23 protein-coding genes are annotated in these 25,873 nt (G+C 60.6%); 14 read left to right on the top strand and 9 right to left on the bottom strand.

Annotated elements, in window-relative coordinates; translation table 11 throughout:
* Window positions 1–2: 2 nt before the first annotated feature.
* Together E0486_RS14415 and purE are read left to right on the top strand one after the other, a co-directional pair.
* Entirely contained in the window at window positions 3–1,319 is a 1,317-nt protein-coding gene (locus tag E0486_RS14415) for a TolC family protein (RefSeq protein ID WP_165917349.1), read from the top strand.
* 86 nt (window positions 1,320–1,405) lie between these two features.
* Window positions 1,406–1,960: a 5-(carboxyamino)imidazole ribonucleotide mutase gene (gene purE / locus E0486_RS14410; protein WP_131853007.1), complete on the top strand. Its 555-nt coding sequence runs from the start codon at window positions 1,406–1,408 to the stop codon at window positions 1,958–1,960.
* On the opposite strand, the gene bshC is transcribed toward purE, so the two are convergent.
* Both bshC and E0486_RS14400 read right to left on the bottom strand, forming a co-directional pair.
* Window positions 1,914–3,530 (bottom strand): bacillithiol biosynthesis cysteine-adding enzyme BshC, encoded by a 1,617-nt coding sequence (gene bshC, locus E0486_RS14405; protein WP_131853005.1) that lies wholly within the window; start codon window positions 3,528–3,530, stop codon window positions 1,914–1,916. The genes purE and bshC overlap by 47 nt on opposite strands.
* Before the next feature lie 212 nt (window positions 3,531–3,742).
* Window positions 3,743–5,347, bottom strand: coding sequence for an aldehyde dehydrogenase (NADP(+)) (locus E0486_RS14400; RefSeq protein ID WP_165917348.1), 1,605 nt, complete (start codon window positions 5,345–5,347; stop codon window positions 3,743–3,745).
* Between the two features lie 63 nt (window positions 5,348–5,410).
* On the opposite strand from E0486_RS14400, the gene E0486_RS18975 reads away from it, so the two are divergent.
* From E0486_RS18975 to E0486_RS14365, 9 genes are all read left to right on the top strand, one after another.
* On the top strand, window positions 5,411–5,827 hold the full coding sequence (locus E0486_RS18975) for a hypothetical protein (protein WP_165917347.1): 417 nt from the start codon (window positions 5,411–5,413) through the stop codon (window positions 5,825–5,827).
* A complete protein-coding gene (locus E0486_RS18970) occupies window positions 5,811–6,392 on the top strand; it encodes a hypothetical protein (protein ID WP_165917346.1) in 582 nt (193 codons plus the stop codon). The genes E0486_RS18975 and E0486_RS18970 overlap by 17 nt, the downstream gene beginning before the upstream one ends.
* A 94-nt stretch (window positions 6,393–6,486) precedes the next feature.
* Window positions 6,487–7,503, top strand: coding sequence for a tetratricopeptide repeat protein (locus E0486_RS14395; RefSeq protein WP_165917345.1), 1,017 nt, complete (start codon window positions 6,487–6,489; stop codon window positions 7,501–7,503).
* Between the two features lie 41 nt (window positions 7,504–7,544).
* Window positions 7,545–8,402: an alpha/beta fold hydrolase gene (locus E0486_RS14390; RefSeq protein WP_207906265.1), complete on the top strand. Its 858-nt coding sequence runs from the start codon at window positions 7,545–7,547 to the stop codon at window positions 8,400–8,402.
* A 64-nt stretch (window positions 8,403–8,466) separates the two neighbouring features.
* A complete protein-coding gene (locus E0486_RS14385; protein WP_131852999.1) occupies window positions 8,467–10,071 on the top strand; it encodes a catalase in 1,605 nt (534 codons plus the stop codon).
* A 47-nt stretch (window positions 10,072–10,118) separates the two neighbouring features.
* Window positions 10,119–10,727 carry a hypothetical protein gene (locus E0486_RS14380; protein WP_131852997.1) on the top strand — a complete coding sequence of 203 codons (609 nt, stop codon included), beginning with the start codon at window positions 10,119–10,121 and terminating at the stop codon, window positions 10,725–10,727.
* Between the two features lie 75 nt (window positions 10,728–10,802).
* Entirely contained in the window at window positions 10,803–11,516 is a 714-nt protein-coding gene (locus E0486_RS14375; RefSeq protein ID WP_131852995.1) for a hypothetical protein, read from the top strand.
* A gap of 15 nt (window positions 11,517–11,531) precedes the next feature.
* Entirely contained in the window at window positions 11,532–12,428 is an 897-nt protein-coding gene (locus tag E0486_RS14370; protein ID WP_131852993.1) for a DMT family transporter, read from the top strand.
* Window positions 12,429–13,016: 588 nt separating this feature from the next.
* A complete protein-coding gene (locus tag E0486_RS14365; RefSeq protein ID WP_131852991.1) occupies window positions 13,017–13,706 on the top strand; it encodes a hypothetical protein in 690 nt (229 codons plus the stop codon).
* A gap of 149 nt (window positions 13,707–13,855) precedes the next feature.
* On the opposite strand, the gene E0486_RS14360 is transcribed toward E0486_RS14365, so the two are convergent.
* Window positions 13,856–15,349, bottom strand: coding sequence for an ArnT family glycosyltransferase (locus E0486_RS14360; protein WP_131852989.1), 1,494 nt, complete (start codon window positions 15,347–15,349; stop codon window positions 13,856–13,858).
* 36 nt (window positions 15,350–15,385) lie between these two features.
* Here E0486_RS14360 and E0486_RS14355 point away from each other — a divergent pair, with 36 nt between their 5' ends.
* Window positions 15,386–16,141, top strand: coding sequence for a transporter (locus E0486_RS14355; RefSeq protein ID WP_165917344.1), 756 nt, complete (start codon window positions 15,386–15,388; stop codon window positions 16,139–16,141).
* A gap of 165 nt (window positions 16,142–16,306) precedes the next feature.
* Window positions 16,307–16,717, top strand: a complete 411-nt coding sequence (locus tag E0486_RS14350; RefSeq protein WP_131852985.1) for an endonuclease domain-containing protein — start codon at window positions 16,307–16,309, stop codon at window positions 16,715–16,717.
* A 67-nt stretch (window positions 16,718–16,784) separates the two neighbouring features.
* Here the strand turns inward: E0486_RS14350 and E0486_RS14345 are convergent, their stop codons facing one another.
* Entirely contained in the window at window positions 16,785–17,216 is a 432-nt protein-coding gene (locus E0486_RS14345) for a hypothetical protein (RefSeq protein WP_131852983.1), read from the bottom strand.
* A 145-nt stretch (window positions 17,217–17,361) separates the two neighbouring features.
* Between E0486_RS14345 and E0486_RS14340 the strand changes: the two genes are divergently transcribed.
* Window positions 17,362–18,237 carry an alpha/beta fold hydrolase gene (locus E0486_RS14340; RefSeq protein ID WP_131852981.1) on the top strand — a complete coding sequence of 292 codons (876 nt, stop codon included), beginning with the start codon at window positions 17,362–17,364 and terminating at the stop codon, window positions 18,235–18,237.
* Window positions 18,238–18,270: 33 nt separating this feature from the next.
* Here E0486_RS14340 and E0486_RS14335 read toward each other — a convergent pair whose 3' ends face one another.
* From E0486_RS14335 to E0486_RS19100, 5 genes are all read right to left on the bottom strand, one after another.
* Window positions 18,271–19,062, bottom strand: coding sequence for an RMD1 family protein (locus tag E0486_RS14335; protein WP_131852979.1), 792 nt, complete (start codon window positions 19,060–19,062; stop codon window positions 18,271–18,273).
* Between the two features lie 27 nt (window positions 19,063–19,089).
* Entirely contained in the window at window positions 19,090–21,021 is a 1,932-nt protein-coding gene (locus E0486_RS14330) for a sensor histidine kinase, YfiR-like protein-associated (protein WP_131852977.1), read from the bottom strand.
* Window positions 21,022–21,534 (bottom strand): TOL_0243 family YfiR-like periplasmic protein, encoded by a 513-nt coding sequence (locus E0486_RS14325; protein ID WP_165917343.1) that lies wholly within the window; start codon window positions 21,532–21,534, stop codon window positions 21,022–21,024. It lies immediately after the preceding gene.
* 245 nt (window positions 21,535–21,779) lie between these two features.
* The gene (locus tag E0486_RS14320) at window positions 21,780–23,588 is read right to left on the bottom strand and encodes a polysaccharide lyase (protein WP_131852973.1); all 1,809 of its coding nucleotides are present in this window, start codon (window positions 23,586–23,588) and stop codon (window positions 21,780–21,782) included.
* 251 nt (window positions 23,589–23,839) lie between these two features.
* A complete protein-coding gene (locus E0486_RS19100; RefSeq protein ID WP_131852971.1) occupies window positions 23,840–25,627 on the bottom strand; it encodes a polysaccharide lyase in 1,788 nt (595 codons plus the stop codon).
* Window positions 25,628–25,873 lie beyond the last annotated feature (246 nt).

Here is a 25,873-nt window from a genome sequence, read left to right as displayed (position 1 = left end):
CTATGAAGAAACTGATTGTAGCCCTTTTCCTGTGCAGCGGCGGCGCGGCCTTCGGCCAGGAGCACCCTTTGACCCTCGAAGAGGCCATCGCCATCGCCCTGCAGAACAACTACGACATCCAGCTGTCACGGAACGACTCCACCGTGGCCGCCATCAACCAGTCGTACGTCAAATATTCCTTCCTGCCCACGGTCAACGCCCAGGGCAGCCTCATCGTAAACAACGCGCGGCAGCTGCAGGAGCTTAAAAACGGGCAAACACGCGGCGGCAAGGTGCAGCAGACTACGCTCAATACCTCCGTCAACCTGAACTGGACGCTGTTCGACGGCTTCCGCATGTTCATTGCCCACGACCGGGTGAATGAATTGCTGCGCGTGGGCGAGTTGCAGATCCGCAACCAGGTGGTCAGCACCGTGGCCGACGTGATGCGCAATTACTATGGCATCGTGCGCCAGCAGGAACAGATCAAGGCGCTCCAGGAAAGCATCGCACTGGCCAGCGACCGCCTGCGCATTTCCCAGTACAAATTCGACATCGGCACCGGCGTAAAGCCCGACGTGCTGCAGGCGCAGATCGACGTCAATGCCCAGCGCAGCAACCTGCTGGCGCAGCAGGGCCAGCTCGACGTGTACCGCGCGCAGCTCGGTTACCTGTTCAACAACGGCCAGCCGGCGCCCGTGCAGGTGGCCGATACGGTGATCACGTTCAACGAAAACATCCTCCTCGATTCCGCCCGCAGCGGGCTCGACCAGGTGAACCCGCGCCTGCAGCTGGGCCGTGCCAACATCCGCCTCGCGGAGCTCACGCTTCGCGATGCCCGCGCCAGCCGCTGGCCCACGGTTTCCTTCACGTCAGCCTATAACTTCAACCGCGCCAAAAGCGGCTCGGTGGTCAACGAAATCACCCAGCCGGTGCTGAACCGCAACTCCGGGCTCAACTACGGACTGACCGCCACCATTCCCCTGTTCAACGGCTTTTCCGTACGCCGCAACATCCAGCTGGCACAGGCCGAGATGGACTACCAACAGCTTACCTACCAGCGCGACCTGTCGAACATACAGGCCGGTATCAGCGCCGCCTACGTTACCTATGACGCCGCGCGCCGCACCCTGAAGCTCGAAGAGCAGAACATGGCCCTCGTGCGCGAAAACCTCGGCATCGTGCGCGAGCGCTACCGTCTTGGTGTGACCAACTTCATTGAGCTGCGCACGGCAGAGCAAAACCTTTCCGACGCGCAATTCCGCATCATCCAGGCCCGCTACAACACGAAGCTGTCGGAGATCCAACTGATGCAGCTGCGTGGAGACATTGTCCGGTAGAACAAGTTTGTAGTTCGAAGTGTGTGGTTTGTAGTTCTTTCGATCGATCTTGCAGGAAGTTTAGGCACCAGTCAACCTGATCGAATATGAACACCCAACCACCAACTACAAACCACCAGCAACAAACGGCCCTCGTTGGCATCATCATGGGTTCCGACTCCGACCTGCCGGTAATGCAGGCAGCGGCGGACATCCTGCAGCAATTCGGGATCGACTTTGAGCTGACGGTCGTATCGGCGCACCGGACGCCACAGCGCATGTTTCAATATGCGCAGGGTGCGCGTGGGCGCGGATTGAAGGTGATCATCGCAGGGGCCGGTGGCGCCGCGCACCTGCCCGGGATGGTGGCCTCCCTCACGCCGCTCCCGGTGATCGGCGTGCCGATCAAATCTTCCAATTCAATCGACGGGTGGGACTCGGTGCTCTCCATTCTGCAAATGCCCAACGGGGTGCCTGTGGCCACGGTGGCGCTCAACGCGGCCAAGAATGCCGGCATACTTGCCGCGCAGCTGATCGGCGCCTTCGATGAAACGGTCGGAAACAGGATGGCCGAGTACAAGCTGCAGCTCGAAGCGGAGGTAAATCAGAAGGTGGCTACCCTGCAAGGCCGCTGGCCGAATGGCTTCGATACAGCACGGTAAAGCGCTGCTCCAGCGCACCCGAATGTTCCAATAAAGCCTCGATGAATGCGGGCCCTTCCTGCGCGTACCAGGAGCTTACATTCTCCACGCGTTCCTGCAAGCCGTTTTTCGGAAACAGCTGCTCCTTCAGCTTGTGCAGTTGCCGCGCGGTGGCATCTTCCTTTTTGCGCGCGGCCCGTTGCATTTTCTTCTCCAGCGCCTCGAGCTGGTTCAGCGCGCGCGCCTGCAGGGCAGCCACATGGCGCCCGAGCGTGACGTCGATCTGTACCGCTCCGCCCGCCAGCTTTTCATAAAGCTGCCGGAGCTCCGACACTTCGCCATTCAGCTCCGGCTTGCGCCCCTGGAGCTTGAGGTGGCGATTCATAAGATCCAGCTCCGATTGAAACAAGGATTCCGTATCAAGTTGCAGCGACGCGGCCAGTTCCTGCTGCCGCTCGTCGAGGAGCAGGAAGGAATTGCGCAGCACCAGTGCCGGGAAAGGAACCGCGTAATGGGCAAAGAGCTCTTTCAGCTGCAGCCAGTAAGCGAGCTCGCCGCCGCCGCCGATAAAGGCCACGTTTGGCAGGATCGTTTCCTGGTAGAGCCCGCGCAGGATCACGTTCGGGCTGAAGCGTTCAGGATGGCTTTCGAGCTCGGCAAGCATTTCCGTTGCGGAAAACCGGATGTCGGTGCCGACAACAAAGAACTCGTCGCCACGCTGTTCAATGCGGGCACGGATATCGTCTTTCAGGTAAAACAGGTTGATCTCACGCGGATGCGCCTGCACGTTGTAATGTGCCTGCAGGCGCTCCGAAGTGGCGGCTACGATGCCCGCGGCTTCCTGCCGGAACAGGTCGGCCTCGAACACAGGCTTCATCAGCGCCTTGAGCGATGGATCGTCGGCAATCAGCACTACGAGGCCGTAGCGTCCGAACAGTTCGTGCACCCATGCAAACGTAGCGTCCTGGATGCTGCGTCCTTCGGTATAGCAGCGGCGCAACAGCGCCATCAGCTCCGCTCCTTTCGGGGCCACAGCGAGCTGCCCTTCGAGCTCCGTGAGCAACGACAGCAACTGCTTGTCAATCCGCATGCGGCCTACGGCGCCGGTTTGCTGTGTATTCCACACATAGCGTTTGCCCTGCACCGTGAAATGATTGAGCTCGGCCAGGTCGGCGTCTTCGGAGCCCATATAGAATACCGGCACAAAGCGATGACCGGGAAGGTCTTTTTCCAGCTGCGTAGCGAGCCGGATGGCGTGCAGGATCTTGTACACGAAGTACAGGGGCCCGCTGAGCAGGTTGGGCTGGTGCGCCGTGGTCACGGTAAACGTGCGCTCGTCGAGCAGGGCTTCGATGTTGGCCGACACGGCCTCTTTGGAAAACGTTGATGCATACTGGCGGCGCAGGGCTTCCACGAGTACCGCGCGATGCCCGGGTGCCGCCTTGCGCGCTTCCAGGGCGGCTTTCAGCCCCTCCACGTCCGGACGGTGCGTGTAAAAAGGCGCCAGGGTTTCGGCGCCGGCAAGGTAATCCGTCACGATGCGGGAAAACTGGTTTGTAGCGGCGTAAGCAACCGTATCGGCAGTAAACATGGCCCAAAAGTAAACAGGAACAGGAGAGAGAAAGAAAGCAGATCTGATATGATTCTTAAGATTAACGCAGCCTTCGACTTCGCTCAAGCCACAAACCTCATGGTGAGCTACTCGAGCCAAGCGTGCGTCCGCAAAATCATAAGAAACCATAACCACCTGCGGCTCCCGCTTGCCGGTCCGAAGCCTGCCCCGCTGTAAGCGGTTTTCTTTTTCTAAACCGCATCTCGGGTCTGCACGCCGTTCACGGTGCGCCACAGGCCCAGCGGGTTGGCGGACTGCAGCTCTCGTGGCAGCAAAGCCTCTTCCCAGTTCTGGTAGCACAGTGGCCGCGCAAAGCGGCGGATACCATCGGCACCCACGGCGGTAAAGCGGCTGTCGGTTGTGGCGGGATAGGGCCCGCCATGCATCATGGCCGGCACTACTTCCACACCCGTCGGCACTCCGTTGCGCACCAGCCGGCCGCAGCGCTCATGCAACAGCGGCAAGAGCCCGGCGCAGGCAGCCAGTTCGTTTTCCGTGGCGATGATGGTGGTCGTGAGTTGCCCTTTGAGGCTACGTGCCACTTCCAGCAACTGCGCCTCGTCGCGGCAGCGCACCAGCAGCGAATAGGGACCGAACACTTCTTCCTGCAACAGCGGGTTGGCCAGGAAGTCGTCGCCCGACACGGTAGCCAGCGTCGGGATGCTTTCGTTGCGCCCGACGGGGCAGGAAAGCGTGCCGGCTACTTTCACACCTTGTACATCGAGGGCGCCAGCGCGCTTGTGCTGAAAGGCTTTGGCGATGCCGGGGTGGAGCATTTCCGCCGGCGGCACCACGGCCAGTTCGTGAACCATGGCCTTTTGCAGGGCGCTGAGCGACTCCCCTTCGATCCCGATCAGCAGACCCGGGTTGGTGCACATCTGGCCCACCGACGCGGTGAACGACGCCACCAGCTGCTTCGCGAGCGCTTCGGTATTTTCCGCCACGTAGCCGGGCAGTAGAAATACGGGGTTGACCGAGCCCATTTCCGCGAACACGGGGATGGGCTCCGGACGGGCGTTGGCGAGGTCGAACAGGGCACGACCGCCCGCCAGCGAGCCGGTAAAACCCACAGCGCGGGTGAGCGGGTGCTGCACGAGCGCCTGCCCTTCGGCAAGGTCGCCCGCCACGTGCTGGAATACCGCTTCGGGCAGGCCCTGCATGCGGGCGGCGCGGACCACCGCTTCGGCCACGAGCCGCGAGGTGGCCGCATGTGCCGGGTGGGCCTTTACGATCACGGGGCAGCCCGCCGCCAGCGCGCAGGCCGTGTCGCCACCGGCAGTACTGTAAGCGAAAGGAAAGTTCGAAGCGCCAAAGACCACAACCGGACCCAGGGGCACGAGCATCTTGCGCAGGTCGTTCTGGCGGGCATGCTGTTTCCAGCTTGCGGTTTCCGGTTTCCGATCGTCGGTTTCGGGTTGCTGGTTTCCGGATTCCGGCTTCACATTTTTGGCGTTGGTCTTTGTCGTTTCTGAACTGGAAACCGGAGACCGGAAACCGGCACCTCTTCCTGGTGTATCGATGCGGATATCCAGCCAGGCACCTTCCTTACAGGCCTGGCCGTAGGAATACAATTGCCACTGCGTCCGCTGCAGCTCGGTACGCAGGCGCTCCGGCGCCAGGTGCGTTTCGCGGGCGGCCGTCTCGATTATGGCATCCGCAGCGCGCTCCAGCTCTCCGGCGATGCCTTCCAGAAAGGCGGCGCGGTCGGCGAGGCTGCGCTCACGGTAGGCTCCGAAGGCCGCAAAAGAAGCTTCGAGCACGGCATTGATATCAGTCGCGGGTTGGCCGTTGTTCATGGCGGGGATTTGTGCAAAGATGCTGCCGGAACAGGCCTGCCCCGCTTTGCGTACCTTGCGCCCATGAAAGGAGCCCGAACCCTCTTCTTTTTCCTGCTTTGCGCCGCCTACGCCATCGCGCTGTACTTCCTCGTCCGCTACGCCACCAACACGCCCGAGGACAGTCCTGATGCCCTCGGCTATACGATGCGCAACCTGATCGGCGGCACCCTGCTGGCCACCTATCTCTTCTTTATCCTGCAGCACTTCGTAACCGGCAAGGTAGCCACCGAATACCTGGTCATCATGCCCCCGATGATCCTCATCGCGGCCTTTCTTATCGGGGCCGTGCTGCGGCTTTTCGGCGTGTATCTTTCCGGGAACCCCTTTGCGCAGGCTGGGATCCTTTCGGCTATCTTTAGCCTGGCCGTGGCGCTGCGCATGTGGCGGCACTACTGGATGCTCCGGCCGAAAACCAACCCGCATGACCTTCCTTCGTAACGCCATCCTGCTCCTGCTGCTGCTTTACGCGGCGAATACCCGCGCGCAATCCTCCATCAGCAACGACTCCCTCAACCGCGTCATCGACCAGGTGATGGCGGGTGAGCACCCGGAAGGCTGGGAAAACGTGGTCACCGAAGGTAGCGACACCATTCCGACACCCGAAGGAACCGGCGTCGGGACCGTGATCGCTGTAAGCCAAAAGGAAGAGCCCCGCGATGCGGACGGCTTTACGCCCGGTGAAAAGCGCTACAACGACCGCATGTGGCTGCTCGCCCGCATCGTCATCTTTGGCGGCGCGGCCGGGTTCTGCCTCTGGGCCGCCGTTTATAAAAAACGCTACCGCGAGATGCATACCCGCAACGGCGTGTACTACGGCATCGGCAGCAAGTACTACCACGATCACTACGAGCAAGATCATTACACCGGCAGCGAGTGGGGACCTACCGCCGCCGAAGATCCCTGGTGCGCCGGGGCGCAGCAAGAGCGCATCATCGAATACCGGCAGCAACAGCGACGGACCCGCCGGCCCCGGCAAGGCGGGGGCGCATCAGCCCGCTGGTAGGCCATCCGCAGCAATCAGCGAATACAATAAGCAGCACGGCCTGCGCTTCAGGAATGGCCGGAATGAATTATCTTTTCCATCTAAACTGCATGTAATGAGAAAACAGCTGCTCCTGCTGGCGCTACTCGGCGCCTCTTGTGCCGTCGGCGCCCAAACCACGGCCACCGTTACTACAAGCGATACTTCCTACACCCTCGATGAAGCTGCAACGAAACAGATCCTGGCGCAGCTGAAGATCGACACCGCCCGGTTTCTCAATGAATCCGCTGCCGGGGCCTGCACCTGCGTCGACTCGGTAGCGAAGCTGGGCAAGCAAAAGCAGGAACTGCTCAATGCGATCCACTCCTGCCTCGCACAGGCCTCGATCGGCTACCAGGGCGCCATGAAGGTGTACCATTCGATGGAGCAGCCGGGCAAAGAGATCATCGTCAGCACCGACCCCAACGATCCCGGCTTCCGCACCTATTATTACATCGTCGAGAACAGGACGCGCAACGAATGCGCTTCGCTCAAAAGACTGCTGGTGACGAATGACGATGTGACCAGTGAAAGCTCCTATTCCAACAACAAGAAATCCCGCGAGGCTTATACGAAGGGAACGGGCTTCATGGAGGCGCAGAATTACCCGGAGGCCATCAAGTGGCTGGAAAAAGCCGTCCAGACCGACCCAGAGTTTGCCTTCGCCTGGGACAACCTGGGTCTTTGCTACCGCCGCAGCAATAAGCTGGAGAAAGCGGTCAACGCCTACCGCACCTCGATCAAGGTAGATTCGATGGGCCGCACGCCACTGATGAATCTCCCGGTTGCCCTCGGCCTCCTGGGCCGCGCCGATGAAGCCGTCGCCGCCTACCAGCTCCTGCTCTCCCGCTATCCCGGCGACCCGGAAGCCTACTACGGCATCGGGCAGATCCTGCTCACCATCAAGAAAGACTATCCCGCCGCGCTCGACAACCTGTGCCAGGCCTACCTGCTGTACATCAAGATGAAGTCGCCCTACCGGAGCGATGCCGAAAGCCTCATCAGCCAGGCCTACCGGTCGATGAAAAGCGCCGGGCAGGAAGCCGAATTCGACAGGATCCTGGCGCGCTACCAGCTGACGCCGGACAAGTAGCAACCGAACGGCGATTGGGCGTACCTTGTTGCTGCACCCAAATGACACGTATGCTTACCCGCCTGCTCCTGCTGCTCCTGCTCCTGCTCGGCTTACCCGCTGCCCTTCACGCCCAATCGCCCTTCGACAGTACGATCTATGGCCGCAATCCGAAAGCCGGCCACTATGCCGACATCCGGGGCCTGCGCATGTATTATGAAACCTACGGCACCGGCGCTCCCTTGCTGATCATACATGGCAACGGCGGATCGATCAACAACTTCCTGTGCCAGATTCCCTATTTCGAAAAGCACTACCGGGTGATCCTGGCCGACAGCCGCGCACAGGGCAAAACAGCCGACCCGGGCGACTCGCTCAGCTACGAAATGATGGCCGACGACCTCGCCGCGCTGCTCGACAAGCTCCAGCTCGACTCCTGTTACGTCATAGGCTGGAGCGATGGCGGCATCAATGGATTACTGCTTGCCCTGCGTCACCCGGAAAAAGTAAAGAAGCTGGCCATCACCGGCGCAAACCTGCAGCCCGACAGCAGCGCCGTTGACCCCTGGGTATGGCGCTGGGCCCAACAGTACCAGGAAGGACTGCGCATGCAGAAAGAATCACCCGAAGTGCGCACCGGCCGCAAGCTGGCACGCCTGCTGGCGGAAGAACCCCGGATCGATCCGGCCGCCCTTGCAGGCGTCCGCTGCCCGACGCTGGTGATCGGCGGCGACCACGACGTGATCCGCACCGAACACACGCTGCTGATCGCCCGGTCCATCCCCCGCGCCTACCTCTGGATCCTACCCGCCTCGGGGCATTCCACCCCGGTTGTTTACCACGACCTGTTCAACGAGGTCGTTGACGGGTTCTTCCGGAAGCCCTGGCGTGCCATTGAACGGGAACAACGCTTCCAATAAGCCAACCTCAGCGCTTGCCCGGCGTCTGGCGGCGCGTTATATTTAGTTGGACAAACCCTTTACCATGAGCAACGAACAAAAGCCCGGAAACGGCACCGGCAACGGCGATGGTTATTCGCAGCCATCCAACCTCACCACCCGCCAGGGCCACCCGGTATCCGACAACCAGAACACCCGTACCATCGGGCCCCGCGGACCAATGACGCTGGAGAACTACCACCTGCTGGAAAAGATCTCGCACTTCGACCGCGAACGCATCCCCGAACGCGTGGTGCACGCCCGCGGCGCCGGCGCCCACGGCTACTTCGAGGCGTACGGCACAGTCGGCAACGATCCGGTAGCTAAGTATACCCGGGCGAAACTGTTCCAGGAAAAAGGCAAGCGCACACCCGTATTTGTACGGTTCTCCACCGTCATCCACGGGGGCCATTCGCCCGAAACGCTCCGCGACCCGCGTGGCTTCGCCGTGAAGTTTTATACCGAAGACGGCAACTGGGACCTCGTAGGCAACAACCTCAAGATCTTCTTTATCCGCGACGCGATGAAGTTCCCCGACGTGGTACACGCCTTCAAGCCCGACCCGGTATTCAACCAGCAGGACGGCGAGCGCATCTTCGACTTCATTTCCAACACACCCGAGGCGATGCACATGATCACCTTCCTCTTCTCACCCTGGGGCATCCCGGCCTCCTACCGCCAGATGCAGGGCTCTGGGGTGAATACCTACAAGTGGGTGAACGCCGATGGCGACGCCGTTCTCATCAAATACCACTGGGAGCCGAAGCAGGGCATAAAGAATCTCACACAGGAGGAAGCGCAGGCCATCCAGGCCAAGAGCTTCAACCACGCCACGCAGGACCTCTACCGGGCCATAGAGCGCGGCGAATTTCCCGAGTGGGAGCTCTGCGTGCAGATCATGAGCGACGACGATCATCCCGAGCTCGACTTCGACCCGCTCGACGCCACCAAGATCTGGCCCGTGGACCAGTTTCCCTTCCTGCCCGTGGGCCGCATGGTGCTCGACCGCAACCCGGTGAACTATTTCGCAGAGGTGGAACAGGCCGCTTTCGGTACAGGCGTACTCGTGGACGGCCTCGACTTCTCCGACGACAAGCTGCTCCAGGGACGCACCTTTTCGTACAGCGACACCCAGCGTTACCGCGTGGGCACCAACTACCTGCAGCTGCCCATCAACGCGCCGCGGGTGAAAGTGGCCACCAACCAGCGCGACGGGCAGATGGCCTATCGCCAGGATATCGTGGAGGGCAGCAACCCGCACGTGAACTACGAGCCTTCCTCGCAGAACACGCTGACCGAGGCGAAGCGCGCCGGCAAGGAGCACACCCCCCATTACAACGCCCACCTCGTGCGGCAAAAGATCCAGAAGCAGAACAACTTCGGGCAGGCCGGCGAGCGCTACCGCGCCTTCGAAGACTGGGAGCGCGACGAGCTGGTCAAAAACCTGGTGACCACGCTCGCGCCCTGCAAGCAGATCATCCAGGACCGCATGGTGGAACTCCTCTCCCAGTGCGACGCCGACTACGGGCGCCGCGTGTCGGAAGGGCTGCAGCAGGCCCGCAATCCGCAGAAAGGCCCGATCGGCGTGGTCGGTGCCGAAGACGCCCTGGAGCAGGCCCAGCAGGCCAGCCAGCAAGCGAAGCCTTATTGATCCAAACATCGGATATTTGAATCCCGGCAGCAGCGCCGGGATTTTTTATGGCGCGTATCCAATCCCAGACAATCCTCTTCCGCAAACCCGTAGAAGTACTGGAAGTATGGCGCAGCACGCGGCTGTACCGAAAGAACGAAGTGCCGCTGAGCGAGCGGCGCGGGGAGGTGGAGTGGACACCCTTCGAATCGCCGTTCGGCACCGCGGCGCCGGGGGGACTGGTCATCGGCACCGAGGTGTCCGCCGCTATCGACCCGCAAACCACCCGGCTGCTCCTGCTCGTATCCGACCACCCTTCCACCAACCAGCGTACCTTCTACCCCGCCGGCTTTGAAGCCCATACCGGCGCGCGCTCCTTCAAGCTCGACGTCTTCCGTGCCGACCTGCCGGACGAATGGACCGTGCTGCTGATCCCGCCGACCTACGTGAAGCCGAAGCGAACGGCCTTTTCGTTGTGCAAGCTTCGCCCCGGCGAGCCGGTAGAAATACGGCTCAACGGCAAAGCCGATGGGCACCACGAGCGGATGTACCTCGAATGGAGCTACCTTTTCCGCCGCAGCGCACCGTTTACACAGGCGACCGTTGCCGCCGGCCCCTTTGCCGTTGACCCCGGCGGCGATCACCGGGTGGTGGACCTCCGCAAGCTCCTGTGGTAACAGGGCCCGTTGCTGCCCGTTGCGGGTTAACTTTGGCTTGCCTTTCGCTGCTCAGTACCCACGTAACCCGATGCCATGCCCCGAATAACCCCAATCCTGTTTCTCCTCCTGCTCGCAGCAGCCCCGCGCGCGGGCGCGCAGCAGCTTGCCGCCACCGGCAAGGCCGCCCAGGAGTCGCGCGCCGCCCTGAAGCGAACGCTGCGCACCCTCGACAGCGCCGGTGTCTTTGCAAGGGCGCAACAACGAACCCTGAAGCTGCTGGCACCGGCGCACCGCGCCTGGTTTCTCGTTCGCCCCGGCCTGCGCGTGCTCGAATCGGCCGCCGGCCCCCTGTTTGGCCACGCCGGTGATGCCGCCTTCGTGGTCTACGACGGCAAGGAGGAGCGCCTCGGCTACCTGCTCTACTCCGGCGCCGACCGCCGCTACGGCTGGCTGTACAACGACTTCCCGGTATTTAATGCGCTCACGGCCGCCCACTGCCGCTACTCCGCCGCCGAAAGCATCGACGACCGGTTGTCGGGCGAACTGGCCTACCTGAAAGAATCGCTGCTCAAAGAGCCCGCCGGGCTCGGCGAATACGACTTCCTCCAGGTGGGGCCGTTCCGAAAAAATGAAAACCTGCTGCCCCGCGAAGGCTGCTTCTCCCTTTATCCCGACGGGCGGAATTTCATCAGCAAGCCGGTGCTGGCGCTGGCCACCGGCCTCGTGTACAACGACTGGGAATGCCTGGCCTGGGACGCTTCCAAAAAGCGCTTCGTCCTTTTTTACGGGCAGGCTTTTGCCGATTGACGCTACTTTCACCGCATGACCTCCGTGCAACGCGGCATCCTCTGTGCGCTGGCAGCCGTGCTGCTCTGGTCGGGCAACTTCATCATCGCCCGGGCGCTGCATGCGTCGGTACCGCCGGTAGCGCTGGCCTTCTGGCGCTGGCTGCTGGCCACCCTCCTGCTGCTCCCGGTGGCCCTGGGCCCGCTGTGGCGCGAGCGGGCGGCGCTGCGGGGCCGCGCCCTCCACGTGCTCGGAACGGCGCTCACGGGCATCACGCTCTTCAACACCTTCATTTACATCGCGGGGCACGAAGTGCCGGCCATCCACCTGGCCCTTATCGGCACTACGGCGGCGCCCCTCTTCGTGCTGCTGCTCTCGGCGCTGATCCTCCGCGAGCGGCCGGCGCCCCGCCTTTGGGCGGGGGCGGCGCTTTGCCTGGCGGGCCTGCTCGTGCTGATCACGCAGGGCCAGCTCCGCACACTCGCCGCCTTGCAGCTTAGCCGCGGCGACGCCTGGATCCTCGCAGCCGGATTTTCGTTCGCGCTGTATACGTTGCAGGTGCGCCGCCGGCCACAGGGCCTTTCCGCGCGTGCCTACCTGCTGCTGCTGTTTGCTACCGGTACGCTGCTGTTGCTGCCCGCCTATCTCTGGGAATACCAAAAGACGGGTCCGTTTGCGCTCACGCCGGTAACCGCCGGCTCCATTGCCTACCTCGCGCTGTGCGCGTCCGTGCTGGCCTTCCTGCTCTGGAACGAATCCATCCGGCGCGTCGGGCCCGCGCGTACGGCGCTGTTCGGCAACGGCATCCCGGTACTCAGCGCGCTGGAAGCGGTATGGCTGCTGGGCGAGCGGATCACGCCGCCAACGGCCGTGGCCTTTGCCCTGATCGGGACCGGGTTGCTGTGGGCCAACCGGCCGGCCAAAACCACCTGAACCCCTAACCCGCTAAACCCGCCCACCGTATTTCTACCCTGCCAATCTCCGTATTTCCTCTATTGTTTTCCCGGAAACGGGCCGCTACTTTTAAGCTTTCTCCAGCTTCCTTCGAAAACCAGCTGCTAGCCGCCCCACGAAAAGCACCGCCCAAGCAAAACGGTATCTATGGCGCTGCACACAAATTTTCACACGTGCTTTTACCCATTAACTCCATCAGCATGCGACCGGGGTACTCACAAAATTGTGAGGGGTCTTCCGCCACCGGGTTGCGCCACTCACAAAACTGTGACAGGCATCCGGCAAAGGATCCATAGTGTTCACAGAATTGTGACCGGCATCACGGTGCCGATCCATGCCCCTCACAAAACTGTGAGCGGCATTCGGCAAGCGATCCACGGCACTCGAAAAATTGTGACCGGCATCCGGCGACGGAACTATGTCCTTAACAAAACTGTGACCGGCATTCCGCCGCCCCGCAGCCCTCCTCACAAAACTGTGAAGCCGTCCCGGGACCGTACCTGCCCGGCCGATCATCCTGCAACGAACCGCTTTTCCATTCATTGACCACTTCAAAAAACATTCGTTATGATTATCAATCCAATTAAATTATTCGGAAACTTTTTCAACGACCCGAACATCTCCAATTACCGCATGCTCCTTTTCGGCGAGGCCACGCTGGCCGCCCTGAGGGAGGCCCTGCCCGAAATTGCTTCGGCACTGAACCTGCCCGTGGAATCGTACCGCGACCTGCTGGGTGGCGTGGTGACCGCCCGCGCCGTGCTGAAAGGCCGCACCGTATCGGTGGATGATTATACTGACGCCTACCTCGACACGATCCGGCAAACGGAGGACACGCTGGGTTCGAAGAAGATCCGGAAAGGACACCCGGTGTACCTGGAGTTCTTCCCGCAGGGGCTCGACGGCTATAACGACATCAACCGCGGCAATGCGCACGCCCTGATGCAATTATCGGCAGTAGCGGCGGCCCAACACGCCGACCTGCTCGGCGCGGACCTTTCGGACGAGCTCATCGCCTTCCCGCAAGGCTGGCTCCGCGTGCGCGGCCAGCAACAGGGACAATCCGGCAGCGCCGACGACAAAGCCGCCGCCCTGCGCGCCGCGCGCCGGGTGCTCGAAGTGGCGCTCTGCAAAACCCTCCACGAAGTGGGCGCCCGCTACCCCGCCGACGCCGGTGCTGCCGGGGCTTTCTTTTCGTTCGACCTGCTGTATGCACCAGGACGGAAGAAGAAGGAGCCGGAGGCGGCGGAGGGATGAGAGCAGGTTGGAGTTTGTGGTTTACGCCAAAAGGCGTCGCTTGCGCGGCGCCTTTTGGCGTCAGTGCAACTGTCAGCATCCGGTTGCCATCTCTCCAATCCTCGCAAAACCTTCAGAACCCTAAAAACCCTAAAAACCTTAAGACCCCCCTACCGGAAAAGCTTCCACACCACAAACGTATGGGCCGGCTTACCGCTGCGGGTGACGGTGATCCGGTAGGCGATCTTCTTTTGGGAGAACCCTTCCAACGGTAATTCATAGTGCTCGTCGGAGGCGAGGATGCAGAAGGCGGCCGCCGGCAAGGGGCCGCTGCTTTCGGGGCGCCAGTAGTATTCGCGGATATCGCGCACCGGCCCCACCGCGCGGAAGGGAATGGCGTTGGGACGGCAGAAATAATACTCCACGTGGGCGCCCCACCAGTAGGAAGCGACGATGGGTGTGCCCGTAGAAATACGGCCCGCCCGCAGCTCCTGCTCGTACAGCCGGTTGAAGGCAACACTTGCTTCCTGCCAGCCATAGAGATCGAGTGAGATGTCGCCGGTTCCGAGGGTTTTCGGGTCTTTGCTGCCGTAGGTTCCGGGGTAATGCTGCACGACGGCCATCCAGGCAAAGAGGGTAAGCACATAGGTAGTGGCAGCGCCCACCACCGCGCGGGGCAGGAAGCGGCGGCGTGGCCCTTCGGCGAGGCGGGCGGCGGCCAGCGGCAGCAGCGTTACATAGGCCGGCCCGCTCCAGTGCGGCAGCGTGGTGTCGCGGAAGAGGGCCACGAACAGCAGGAAGCCCGCATGGGGCAGCGCGATCCAGTTGAACAATGGGAGCCGGCTGCGGCTTTCGGACGGGAGCGCCTTCCAATGCAGCAGCGCCCCGATCACCAGCACCACGTTGACCGGGTTGTTGAATACGAGCTGCCCGATGGCTTCTTTCAACGCATAGGAGAAGCGCAGGTTGAAATGATCCACCGCCACGCGGCGGCTGTGAAAGCGGTAGGTGATGAAATCGTTGCGGATGTTCCAGGCCAGGATGGGGCTGGCGATGAGCAGCACGAGGGCCGCAGCGACATACAGCTGCGGGAGGCGCAGCCAGGAGCGGCGGTGGAACAGCACGAAGAGCGCGAGGCCGCTGCAGAGAAAAGCGCCGTGTACTTTGCTCATGATGGAGGCGCCGGCAAGCACGGCAAAGAGGAGCCAGTTGTTCCAGTCGCGCTCGTTGCGCAAAATGCGCGCGAGCATCCACAAGGCGCCGGTCCAGAACAGCATCTGCGGCGAGTCGGGCATGATGTATACACCGGCGGTGACGCCGGCATAAAAGGAGGCCTGGTAGAGCACCGAGGCGTAGAAGCCGGCGCGGGCGCTGTGAAGCGTGCGCACGGCCTGGAACAAGAGCCAGGCAGCTCCCGCCGCACTGAGCACGGCACCCAGCCGCAGCGCCCCCGGCGACTGCAGCCAGCCGTTGAAGGTGCACAGCCGGATCAGCAGGGCCACCATCGGCGGGTGATCGAAATAATTGGGCTTCAGCTGGCGGCTGTACATCCAGTAGTACGATTCGTCGTTGCCCAGCTCGAGCCCGAAGGCCAGCCAGAGACGAAACAGCGCCAGGACCAGGATCATTGCCAGCGCTTTGCGCGCATAGCCGGTAGGAAGCATGGAATGAAATTAGTGTGTGACCGGGGAAACACGCCTATGCGCCCCCGGATATTTATACCCATCGTTTGCCTGCTGACCACCTTGCAGGCCACCGCGCAGGATGACGAGCACCTCGAAGCCGACCGTCCGAGCGAATCGCAGTCGGCGCAAACCGTGGACCGCCACGCCTTCCAGATCGAGCTGGGCCTGCGCCGCGAAGTGGCCGATCCCGAAACCGTCGACTACTTCGAGCCGCGCACCGTGCTGCGCTATGGCCTGCTCGAAGGCTTCGAGCTGCGCGCCGAAGTGCAGCCCCTCACCGAGCGGCACCGCGACGGCGGCAGGACCGAGACGGGCCTCCGTCCCATCGAGCTGGGCTTCAAAGCCGGCCTCTGGAAAGGCAAAGGGCTCCTCCCCGAAGCGGCGCTGTACACACAGGTGGGCATCCCGAAATTTGCTTCGGAAGCCTTTCGTCCCACCTACGCCGAGCCGCGCATCCGCCTGCTGCTCGAAAACGAGATCAACCAGCAATGGCGCCTCAACTACAACATCGGCGCCGAATGGAGCGGTGAAGACACGAAGCCGCAGTGGCTGTACACCCTCTCGCCCGAAGTGACGCTGGGCAAGCACTGGGAAGCCTTCGCCGAAGTGTACGGCTTTGTGCAGGGCGGCGCCCTCCCCGAGCACAGCGTGGATGCGGGCCTTTCCTACTTCATCGGCAAAAAGGGAAAAGTAGACCTCTCCACCGGCGCGGGTCTCACGAGCGCGGCACCGGTGAATTTCGTGGCGCTGGGGTTTTCGGTGAAGCTCTGACCCACCCCCGGCCCCTCCCGAGGGGGAGGGGTGCCTCCGTGGTGTATTCCTACTTCCAGGTGACCGTTTTCATTGGTGAAAACACCGGCTCCAAGGGTTGAAAAAACATCGTTTGCCTGGTCTTTTTCACCGGGATGTACCATTGCGCCGCGCTTATTTGGTGGTATGGAAGCACCAAAAAAGCGTCATGGCTATTATCATGCAAGCGCGAGCCAATTTGTCGGAAGATTATCCTTCGCCCAACAACATCGGCAAGGACCAACCAAGGCAGAACGAGCGCTTTGGCAGAAACTAAAAGGCAATAAGATCTGCGGCTGCGCATTCCGCCGGCAATTTATTATCGACCGGTATATCGTTGACTTCGTTTGCCTGGACAGGCGCCTGATTATTGAGGTTGATGGCGATTATCACCTGACACTGGAACAAATGGAACGCGATAAAGAGCGGGCCGACGACCTCGAAGCACTGGGCTTTCGCGTCATCCGATTTAGGAATGAAGAAGTGCTACAGAGAATGCACCAGGTCCTTCAGGTAATAACGAAACACCTCCTGAACCCCCACACTCCACAATCCTAAATACATATCGACACAGTAGTAATCTACCGCAGGGGCACCCCTCCCTTCGGGAGGGGCCGGGGGTGGGTCAATCCCGCTCCAGCACCAGCACATCCACGCCGCTCCCGCCGCCGCTGCTGTCGGCGAGCTCGATGCGCGTCACGGACGCGTTGCGGACGTCCCAGTCGTCGTTGAGGTCCTGGAAGTCGGGCGGGGTCTGGAAAAAGAGGTGCACTTTAGACACGCCGTCGTCGATACCCGAACCCCAGTAGCCGGTGGCCGTGGTGACGGTATTGGTCGCTACCACGGCGCCGTTGGCCGCGAAGGTGAACGTATAGCCCGAAAAGTGGGCGGTCTCATCCTGGCCGCTGTCCCTAAACGAGCTCACACGCCAGTTACCCGATTCAAGGTAGCCGCCCACGTTGACGGGACCTTCGGTCGCGTCGCTTTTTTTACAGGAAAATCCAAGGCCCATCAGCAGGGCCAGCAGCGTCGTGCGATATAAAAATGAATGCCTCATAGGATCAGTGTAGCAAAAACCGCGCACAGACCCTTCCGTGGATCCGTGTTTGTACAAGGTTTTTGGCTGCCGCCAAGCTACGGTCTATACAGTTGCGACCGGAACGGTTTTTCGGAAATAAAAAGGTTCATTAAACGATACGAATATGAAACTTCTGAAAACAACTGACAAGCAGACCGGTGAAGAAATCCAGCTCTCCTATTGCGATTATGGCAAAGGCCGCCCCGTAGTGCTGCTGCACGGCTGGCCCCTAAGCAAGGAAATGTGGGAGTACCAGCTCGACCCGCTGGTCAACGCCGGGCTGCGCGTGGTCAAATACGATCGGCGCGGCTTCGGTAAGTCGAGCAAGCCCTGGGACAGCTATGACTATGATAGCCTCACCGATGACCTGCACGCCGTATTAACGGAACTGGACCTTCGCGACGTCACGCTCGTGGGCTTTTCCATGGGTGGCGGCGAAGCCGTGCGTTACCTGGGCCGCTACGGCAGCGACCGCGTCAGCCGCCTCGTGCTGATCAGCGCCGTGACGCCTTACCTGGGCCGCAGCGCCGATAACCCCGATGGCGTCCCCGAAAGCGTTTTCGCCGAAATGCTCGAAGGCATCCGCAGCGACCGCATCGCCTTCCTCGATGAATTCGGCAAGAAGTTTTTCGGAGCGGGACTTTTGAGCCACCCCGTGAGCACGCCCCTGCTGGATTACTACCGCATGTTGGCGTCGCACGCTTCGCAGCGGTCTACGGTGCAGTGCGCGCTCTCGTTTGCGCATACCGACTTCCGCGCCGACCTGAAGGCGATCACGGTGCCGACCCTCATCATCCATGGCGACGCCGACAAAACAGTGCCCATCGATGCAAGCAGCGCGCGCACGGCCAGGATGATCGACAATAGCGAATACATCGTGTATGAAGGCGCGCCCCACGGCTTGTTCTACACCCACAAGGACCGCCTCAACGACGACCTGCTGCGCTTCGTGGCACAAGGCGAGCCAGCGTTAACTGCCGCATCAGGACAAACGAAGTAACCTGAAAAAAAGCGCCGCCACCCGCGGCGTTTTTTAATGACCACCGCCGGTAATGAGCGACCAGATGAAGGGCATCACCTCGATGGCGATAAGGATGATGACGATCCATTCCAGCGTATTGCTGTGGCGGTATTTCATGATGTCGCGGAACAGGTCGAGGTTATCTTTGACGATCTGCAGGCTTTCCACGATGTAGCGCGAGCGCTCCTGGAGGTCGAAGGTCCGTTTGAGACCCACGTCCACGCGGCCGAGCTCCTCGTCTTCCCACACTTCGGGCGGCGAATCGAAGATGTAGAGGTTTTCCACGATGTTGTTGCGGAGCATCAGCGTGCGGGCGATAAAGCGTTGGAGCTTACGGCCCGAAATGAAGAGCCGGCCTTTTTGCTCCAGGTGTGCCGTATGCCGGTTCGTTTCGCGCAGCAAAGCCGAGGTATGGTCGGAAAAATAATCGAGTGCCACCGATTGCGACACATTGAGCATCACCAGGCGCAGCACTTCCACATCCGTACGCATCACCTCGATCTTGCTATAGCTGATCCGGTTCTCGGTAGCGTGGGTTTCCACGATAAAATCTTCGTTGAGCGGCTCGTCCTGCGGATTCTTGGCCAGTCCGCGAACGAGCTGGAGCAGGTGCCCGATCCGCACCGCGTCGCAGTTCAGGAAGCACACGACGCCATATTTGAATATGTATACGAATTCGTTGCCCGCGAGGCGGTAGAATAACTCATCTGCATCGCTGTAGTGCAAATCGGCCGTAAACAAGCTGCGAAATCCTTTGATATCAATGCTGTCGGCTACCTGGTATGCCTGAACCTGCAATAGCATACCCGTAGTGCCTAAACAATTGTACCACTACCCTGCATTTTGTTTCCCCTGCGCCGGCGGGGCGCTGGGCGTTGCCGCAACCGGGCTCAGCGGCAGGTAGACCAGGAAGGAGGTGCCGGCGCCCAGCAGGCTCTCAACGGCAATGGCACCGTCGTGGTTCTCCACGATCTTTTTGCACAGGGCGAGCCCGATGCCGGTACCGGCGTACTGGCTGCTCGTATGCAGGCGCTGGAAGACGGCGAAGATCTTGTCGGCATATTCGGCCTCGAAGCCGATGCCATTGTCGGTAAACCGCAGCTCCGCATACGCGATGCCGGGCCGCAGGTGCACCGCCGGGTTCGGCGCCGGTGCCTCAATGGTCGTAGCGGTTATGGAGATGCGGGGCTGACGCTCGGTAAATTTAAGTGCGTTGGTGAGCAGGTTCTGGAACAACTGGCCCAGCTGCAGCGGGTTGCCCATGATCACCGGCAGCGGGCCTGCCGTTATGACCGCGGCTTTTTCCTCGATCAGCAGTTCCAGGTCGTTGCGGATGCCATCGAGGATGGCATTGAGATCCACCGGCTCCCAGGTGTCGCTGCCGGCACGCGACAGCCGGCTGAAGTTGAGCACGTCGCGGATCAGGTTGCTCATCCGGGCCGCGGAGGAGCCGATCTTTCCCAGGTAACGCTCCAGTATCTGCGGGTGCTGGATGTTGCGGAAGCTGAGGTCGGCAAAGGTCTGGATCTTGCGCAGCGGCTCCTGGAGGTCGTGCGAGGCGATGTAGGCGAATTGCTCCAGGTCGCGGTTCGACTTTTCCAGGTCGGCGTTAAGCGCTTGCAGCTGGCGCTGGCTGCGCATCACCTCGGTAATGTCGTGGCCGATGAGCAGCACACGGTCCACCTGGCCGGCATCGTTGGCGAGCGGGATATAAAAATTCTGGAGCACGCGGTCCGACACCTGCGACTGGTAACTGTCGTCCTGGATAAGCTCACCGAGGAGCGCCCGTTGCAGCAATTGCTCCACGCGGGCATCGGCGAGGTTCGGGAACACCTCCCGCAGGCTGCGGCCGAGCATCTCGCTGCGGGCACGCCCGAAGTTGCGGCAAGCCGTATCGTTGACCACCAGGTAGCGGAGCTGGTTGTCGAACACCGCAATGAGGTCGATAGAGGCGTTGATGATCTTGTCGATAAAATCCCGCTGCTCCTGCAGCGTACGGTTGCTTTGCCGTAGCTGCCCGGTCCGCTCGTCCACCTTTTGCTCGAGGTTTTGGTTCAGCTGGTTGATCTCGGCGTTCTGTTCCTCGATCTGGGCGAGCATCCCGTTGAATGCATGCGTCAACTGTCCCACTTCGTCGTTGCCCTGGTGGGTGGCGCGGACGGCGTAATTCTTCTGCTCCGACACGGTGCTTGCCGTGGTCGCCAGGTCGAGGATCGGGCGGGAGATCGAGCGCTGCAGGCGTCGGGAAAACAAAAAGGCCAGCAGGGCGGCGAGGCCCGTCGTCAGCAGGGCGAAGGCGGCGTAAAGAGCGAGGCGGTTGTACATCACCGAGAGGTCGGTGCGGAGGTAGAGGGTGCCCAGGCGACGCCCGTTTTCCGACACCGGCTCGAAGCATTCGAGGTACCGGCCGTTGAACCGGAAGACGCGTATGCCCGGGTCGGTGGCGGGAAGCCCGTCTTTCAGACCGTGTCCGGCGAAGAGAGTTCCGTTGGCTTTATACAACCAGGCGGCTTGCAGGCTTTTTTGCTTGCGCAGACTTCCCAATACCTGCGCGGCATCTTCGGGCACATCAAAGGCCAGTGAGGAGGCCGTATTGGCCGCCACTACCTCCGCCAGCTCCTGCAGCTCCCGGCGGGCGATGTTGCGGTAGCTCACGTATTCAAAGACAAAAAGGGACGCAAACGTCACCACCAGCATCAACCCGCAGGTGCCCATGATGACGCGCATCAGCTTTCGTTGTATGGGTGTATACGGAGCGGCCATTTAATCGGTGATTTTCGCGAGGCGCAGGAGTTTGGAACTGATGGTCAATTTTACAGCTTTTGCGGCAGAGGGCCGTATGAGGAAGCGGATGCGGTTTTGCTCGTTAAAAAATTGGATCATTCCGCCGGCCTCTATAAAATCGTCGCCCTCCCCCACCGTCAGCACGGGCCGCCCGGCTACGGCAGCCAACGATTCGCGCACATGGCTTCCAACAAAAAGGATATGGCAGCTGCGGATCTCCGACGGGTGTTCATAATGCTGCACCACGATCGGGCGGCCTTCGAATTGCTCCTCGCGCACCACGTCGTCGAGGAAGCGGCCGAAGGGATCATTGCCGACCACACCGATCACGAAGGGCGCATTGCCGCCCGGCGCGTCCGCGGGCCAGTCCACGAACTGCCCGAAATTATAGAGGAACAGGGCCTTTACCTGGTATTCGCGCGTCTGTGCTTTCGCCGGCGGCGCCAGCAGCAGCAACAGCAAGGCGTAGCATCCCGCCTTAAGCATCCGCATCATATGTTGTTTCGCGATCAAATCCGGAAAAGCATTTTGCGTCCTAATTACGCAGCCGTTGCTGCGCGCCGAAATCGGCATGGCCATCGTCGCCGAGCTTAGTGTAAAAGTAAGGCTCTGCACGGATTCTCGGAAGGGCTTGCCGGAATCCCGGCGCTGCGGCAAAAAGCCGCGTCTTGCGACGCGGCCTGTTACCTATGCAGAAAAGAAGTCAATCCTATTTGATAGAAAATCCGTGGAGCTGATTAAAGCGCCAGCTGAACCAGCTTTACATTGTCGAAGAAAATATCGCCGTTGGTGGACGACTGCCAGTAGGTTTCAGCGCCGCCGCGGAAGGTTTCGAAGCAAAGCGTGTTGATCAGGCGCTTCGCATCGTTGGTCGTCCAGCGGATGGCCTGGTCCAATACCGTAGTGCCGTTGATGAGGATCTGCACGCGGCCATCGGTGTTGGAGCCGGTATTGCTTTTCACGAGCATCTTTACATGATACCAGGTACCTTTCTGGATCGAGGCGCCACCTGCAGGATAGGCCTTGCCGAAGTCGTTGCCGTAGGTACCGGGCTGGTCTTTGTAGTAAACGTAAGGCTTCAGGATCACAGGGCTGGTGCTGGTGTTCTTGTACCACATCAAACGCACCGAGCCGCCGTTGCCGTCCCAGCCCGGGTCGCCACCGGTGTTGCCTTCGCCGATAAACAGACCATAGCCTACTTTACCACCCCAGCTGAAGTCGAAGTTGGAGCCGAACTGCATGTCGAACGACAGTTCATACTGCGAACCCGGGGCTACGTTGGAGCGCGTCAGCACACCGCCCGATGTGAGCGAATTGGCCAGCAGGGTCGTTTTCAGCAGGCCGTTGTACACCTGGCTCTGCGAGGAGCTGTTTTGCTGCCAGTAGTTGGCGTTGCCGAAGTCAGCAACGGCTTGCGTCAGACCGTAGGCACCGTTGGCGCGGCCATCCCAGTTTACCGTGCGGGTGGAGATACCCGTGGTAGTTGTAGGCGTAGGTGCAGGAGCCGGTGCGGGGGCCGGCGGGGGGGCTGCAGGGGAAGTCGACGAAGTGGAGCCGGAGGTGGTCGACGTCACGGTAGGTCCAACCGTCGAAAGCGATTTCACAACAACGTTGTCGTAAAGGATATTCCCGTCTGTGGCCGACTGGAAAGACGTGTTGGCGCCATCGCGGTACGATTCGAGCACCACAGCGCTTACAAAACGCTTGGCATCGTTGGTGGTCCAGCGGATGGCCTGGTTCAGCACGGTTACCCCGTTGATGATCAGCTGCAGAGAACCATTGGTGTTGGAGCCGCTGTTGCTGGTTACGTTCATGCTCACTTTGTACCAAACGTTCTTCTGGATGCTGCCGCTGGCGGGGAACACCTTACCGAAGTCATTGCCCCCGGCTACCGTTTGATCTTTGTAGTATACATTGGGCTTCAGCACCACCGCGCCGGCGGACGTCTTGCCCCAGGTAAGGCGGAACGAGCCACCGTTGCCGTCGGCACCCGACGTGGCACCCATATTACCATTGCCCACGAGGAGGCCGAAACCGGCCTTGCCACCGAGGCTGAAGTCAAAATCCGAAGCGAACATCATGTCGAAAGAAAGACGATACATCGTGGCGTCGGGGATATCCATCCGGGAGGAAACACCACCCGAAGCGAGGGTGTTCTTGAGGAGCGTCGTGCGCAGCATGCCTGTGTAGGCCTGGCTTTGTACAGCCGCACCCTGCCAATAAGCAGTAGGGCCAAAATCGGCGTTGGCCTGGGCCAGTGTATAATCGCCGTTGGAACGGTTGTTCCAGTTTACGCTCAGTGCGTAAGGAAGTGCGAAGGTGGGAAGCGTCGACGTAGAAGTAGTAACCGAAGCGGCCGCAAGTGCATTGGCCGAGGTCATACCCTGAACCAGCACACCGCTGTCGGGCGTGATGTTGCCGCTGTTGTCCGTCGTAGAAGGAGCCGGCTGTGCACCATCGATAAGGTCAGACTTGGAGCAGCTGATGATAGTGGTGCTCATGGCCAGGCAAAGAACGGCCAGTCGCGAAACGCGGTGTTGTTTCATCGGAAGGTAGGTTAATGGTGAAAGGTTAGGTTATAGCCTTGCGGCACAACTAAATTACACCGCCCGATAGCGGTTTCCCGGTGGCTTTAGACAGGGCGGGCTCATTACGGGACCAAAAGGACTTTTTACGGGACGAACTCTTTTCAAAAACGCGCGTTTCCCCGGAAACCTGCGCTGGATATGGGTTCGACCGATATCATGAAAAAAGCCGCTGCGGGTTGCAGCGGCTTTTTATGTTAAGGAATTCTAATCTAATTGGCCAGTTTCACCAGCTTCACGTTGTCGAACAGGATGTCGCCGTTGGTGGACGACTGCCAGTAGGTTTCAGCGCCGCCGCGGAAGGTTTCGAAGCAAAGCGTGTTGATCAGGCGCTTCGCATCGTTGGTCGTCCAGCGGATGGCCTGGTCCAATACCGTGGTGCCGTTGATCACCACCTGCACGCGGCCGTCGGTGTTGGAGCCGGTATTGCTCTTTACAAACATCTTCACATGGTACCAGGTACCTTTCTGGATTGAGGCGCCACCGGCGGGGTACACTTTGCCGAAGTCGTTGCCGTAGGTACCGGGCTGGTCTTTGTAGTAAACGTAAGGCTTCAGGATCACAGGGCTGGTGCTGGTGTTCTTGTACCACATCAAACGCACGGAGCCGCCGTTGCCGTCCCAACCCGGGTCACCACCGGTGTTACCGTCGCCGAGGAACAGGCCATAGCCTACTTTACCACCCCAGCTGAAGTCGAAGTTGGAGCCGAACTGCATGTCGAACGAAAGTTCATACTGCGAGCCGGTGCTGATGTTGGAGCGCGAAAGCACACCGCCCGACGTGAGCGAGTTGGCCAGCAGCGTGGTCTTCAGCATGCCGTTGTACACCTGGCTTTGCGAGGAGCTGTTTTGCTGCCAGTAGTTGGCGGCACCGAAGTCAGCAACGGCTTGCGTCAGACCGTAGGCACCGTTGGCACGGTTGTCCCAGTTCACAATGCGGGTGGAAAGGCCCGTCGTGGGTGCGGGAGCCGGAGCCGGTGCGGGCGCAGGAGCGGGTGCCGGTGCGGGGGCAGGAGCAGGAGCAGGAGCGGGTGCCGGTGCGGGAGCAGGTGCCGGTGCGGGGGCAGGAGCTGTAGCGCTGGGAATGTTCGAGCTGATAACGACGTTGTCGAAGAACACTTTACCATCGGTGGTCGACTGGTACGACGTGGTAGATCCGCCGCGGAAGTTCTCGAAGCAAATGTTGTTGATCAGGCGCTTGGCATCGTTGGTCGTCCAGCGGATGGCCTGGTCCAGCACGGTGGTACCGTTGATCAGGAGCTGTACCGAACCATTGGTGCTCGTGCCGGTGTTGCTCTTGATGTTCATGGTCACTTTGTACCAGGTACCTTTCTGGAGCGAGCCGGTTGCCGGGTATTGCTTGCCGAAGTTGTTACCGAAAGAGCCGGGCTGGTCTTTGTAGTACACATCGGGACGAAGCACGATGGCACCTGCCGAATTCTTTTCCCAGCCGAGGCGCAGGGAGCCGCCGTTGCCGTCCCAACCCGGATCGCCGCCGGTGTTGCCGTCACCCAGCAGGAGACCGAAGCCGATCTTCCCGCCAAGACTGAAATCGAAATCAGGCGCAAACTGCATGTCGTAGGAAATGCTGTACGTGGGAGCATCGGGAATGTCCACTTTCGAAATCACAGAACCTGCGGTGAGGGTGTTCTTCAGCAGGGTCGTCTGCAGCATTTTGTTGTAGGTCTGCGACTGCGAGGCGGCGGTCACATTCCAGTAGGCTGTCGGGCCGAGATCAACTTTGGATTCCGCCAGACCGAAATTTCCGTTGCTGCGGCTGTCCCAATTGACGCTGCGATAATACGGCAGCGAAAAGGCGCTGTTCGGGGTCGTCGTCGCCGTAGTGGCGAGCGAATTGGTCGCGGTCATACCAGCGGCCAGGGGTTCGGTACTTGTGTCAATTGTTCCGGTACCCGGAGTGGATGTTGCCGTGGGCGACGTGAGGTCTTCTTTCTGGCAACTGATGATCGTGGAGCTGAGGGCCAGGCATAGTACGGCCATGCTAGAAACGCGGTGTTGTTTCATCGGAGATAAAGGTTAATGGTGATAGGTTAGGTTACTGCCTTGCGGCATGTGGTAAAAGTATAGTCACCAAAACGTGATCCGTGTCAACAATAGACGGGATGGGTTGTATCGGGGGTCAAATGGGGAATACCGGGGGTGAAGCCGGGCATTCCTGGAAAAAGAACGAACGATACAACCCGCGCCCAGTAAGGGTTTCAATGCATATGCGCATAAAAAAAGCCG

Source organism: Flaviaesturariibacter aridisoli (assembly GCF_004343705.1).
In the GTDB taxonomy this organism is placed as follows: Bacteria; Bacteroidota; Bacteroidia; order Chitinophagales; family Chitinophagaceae; genus Flavisolibacter; species Flavisolibacter aridisoli.
This window is presented reverse-complemented; position numbering and strand designations above follow the sequence as displayed.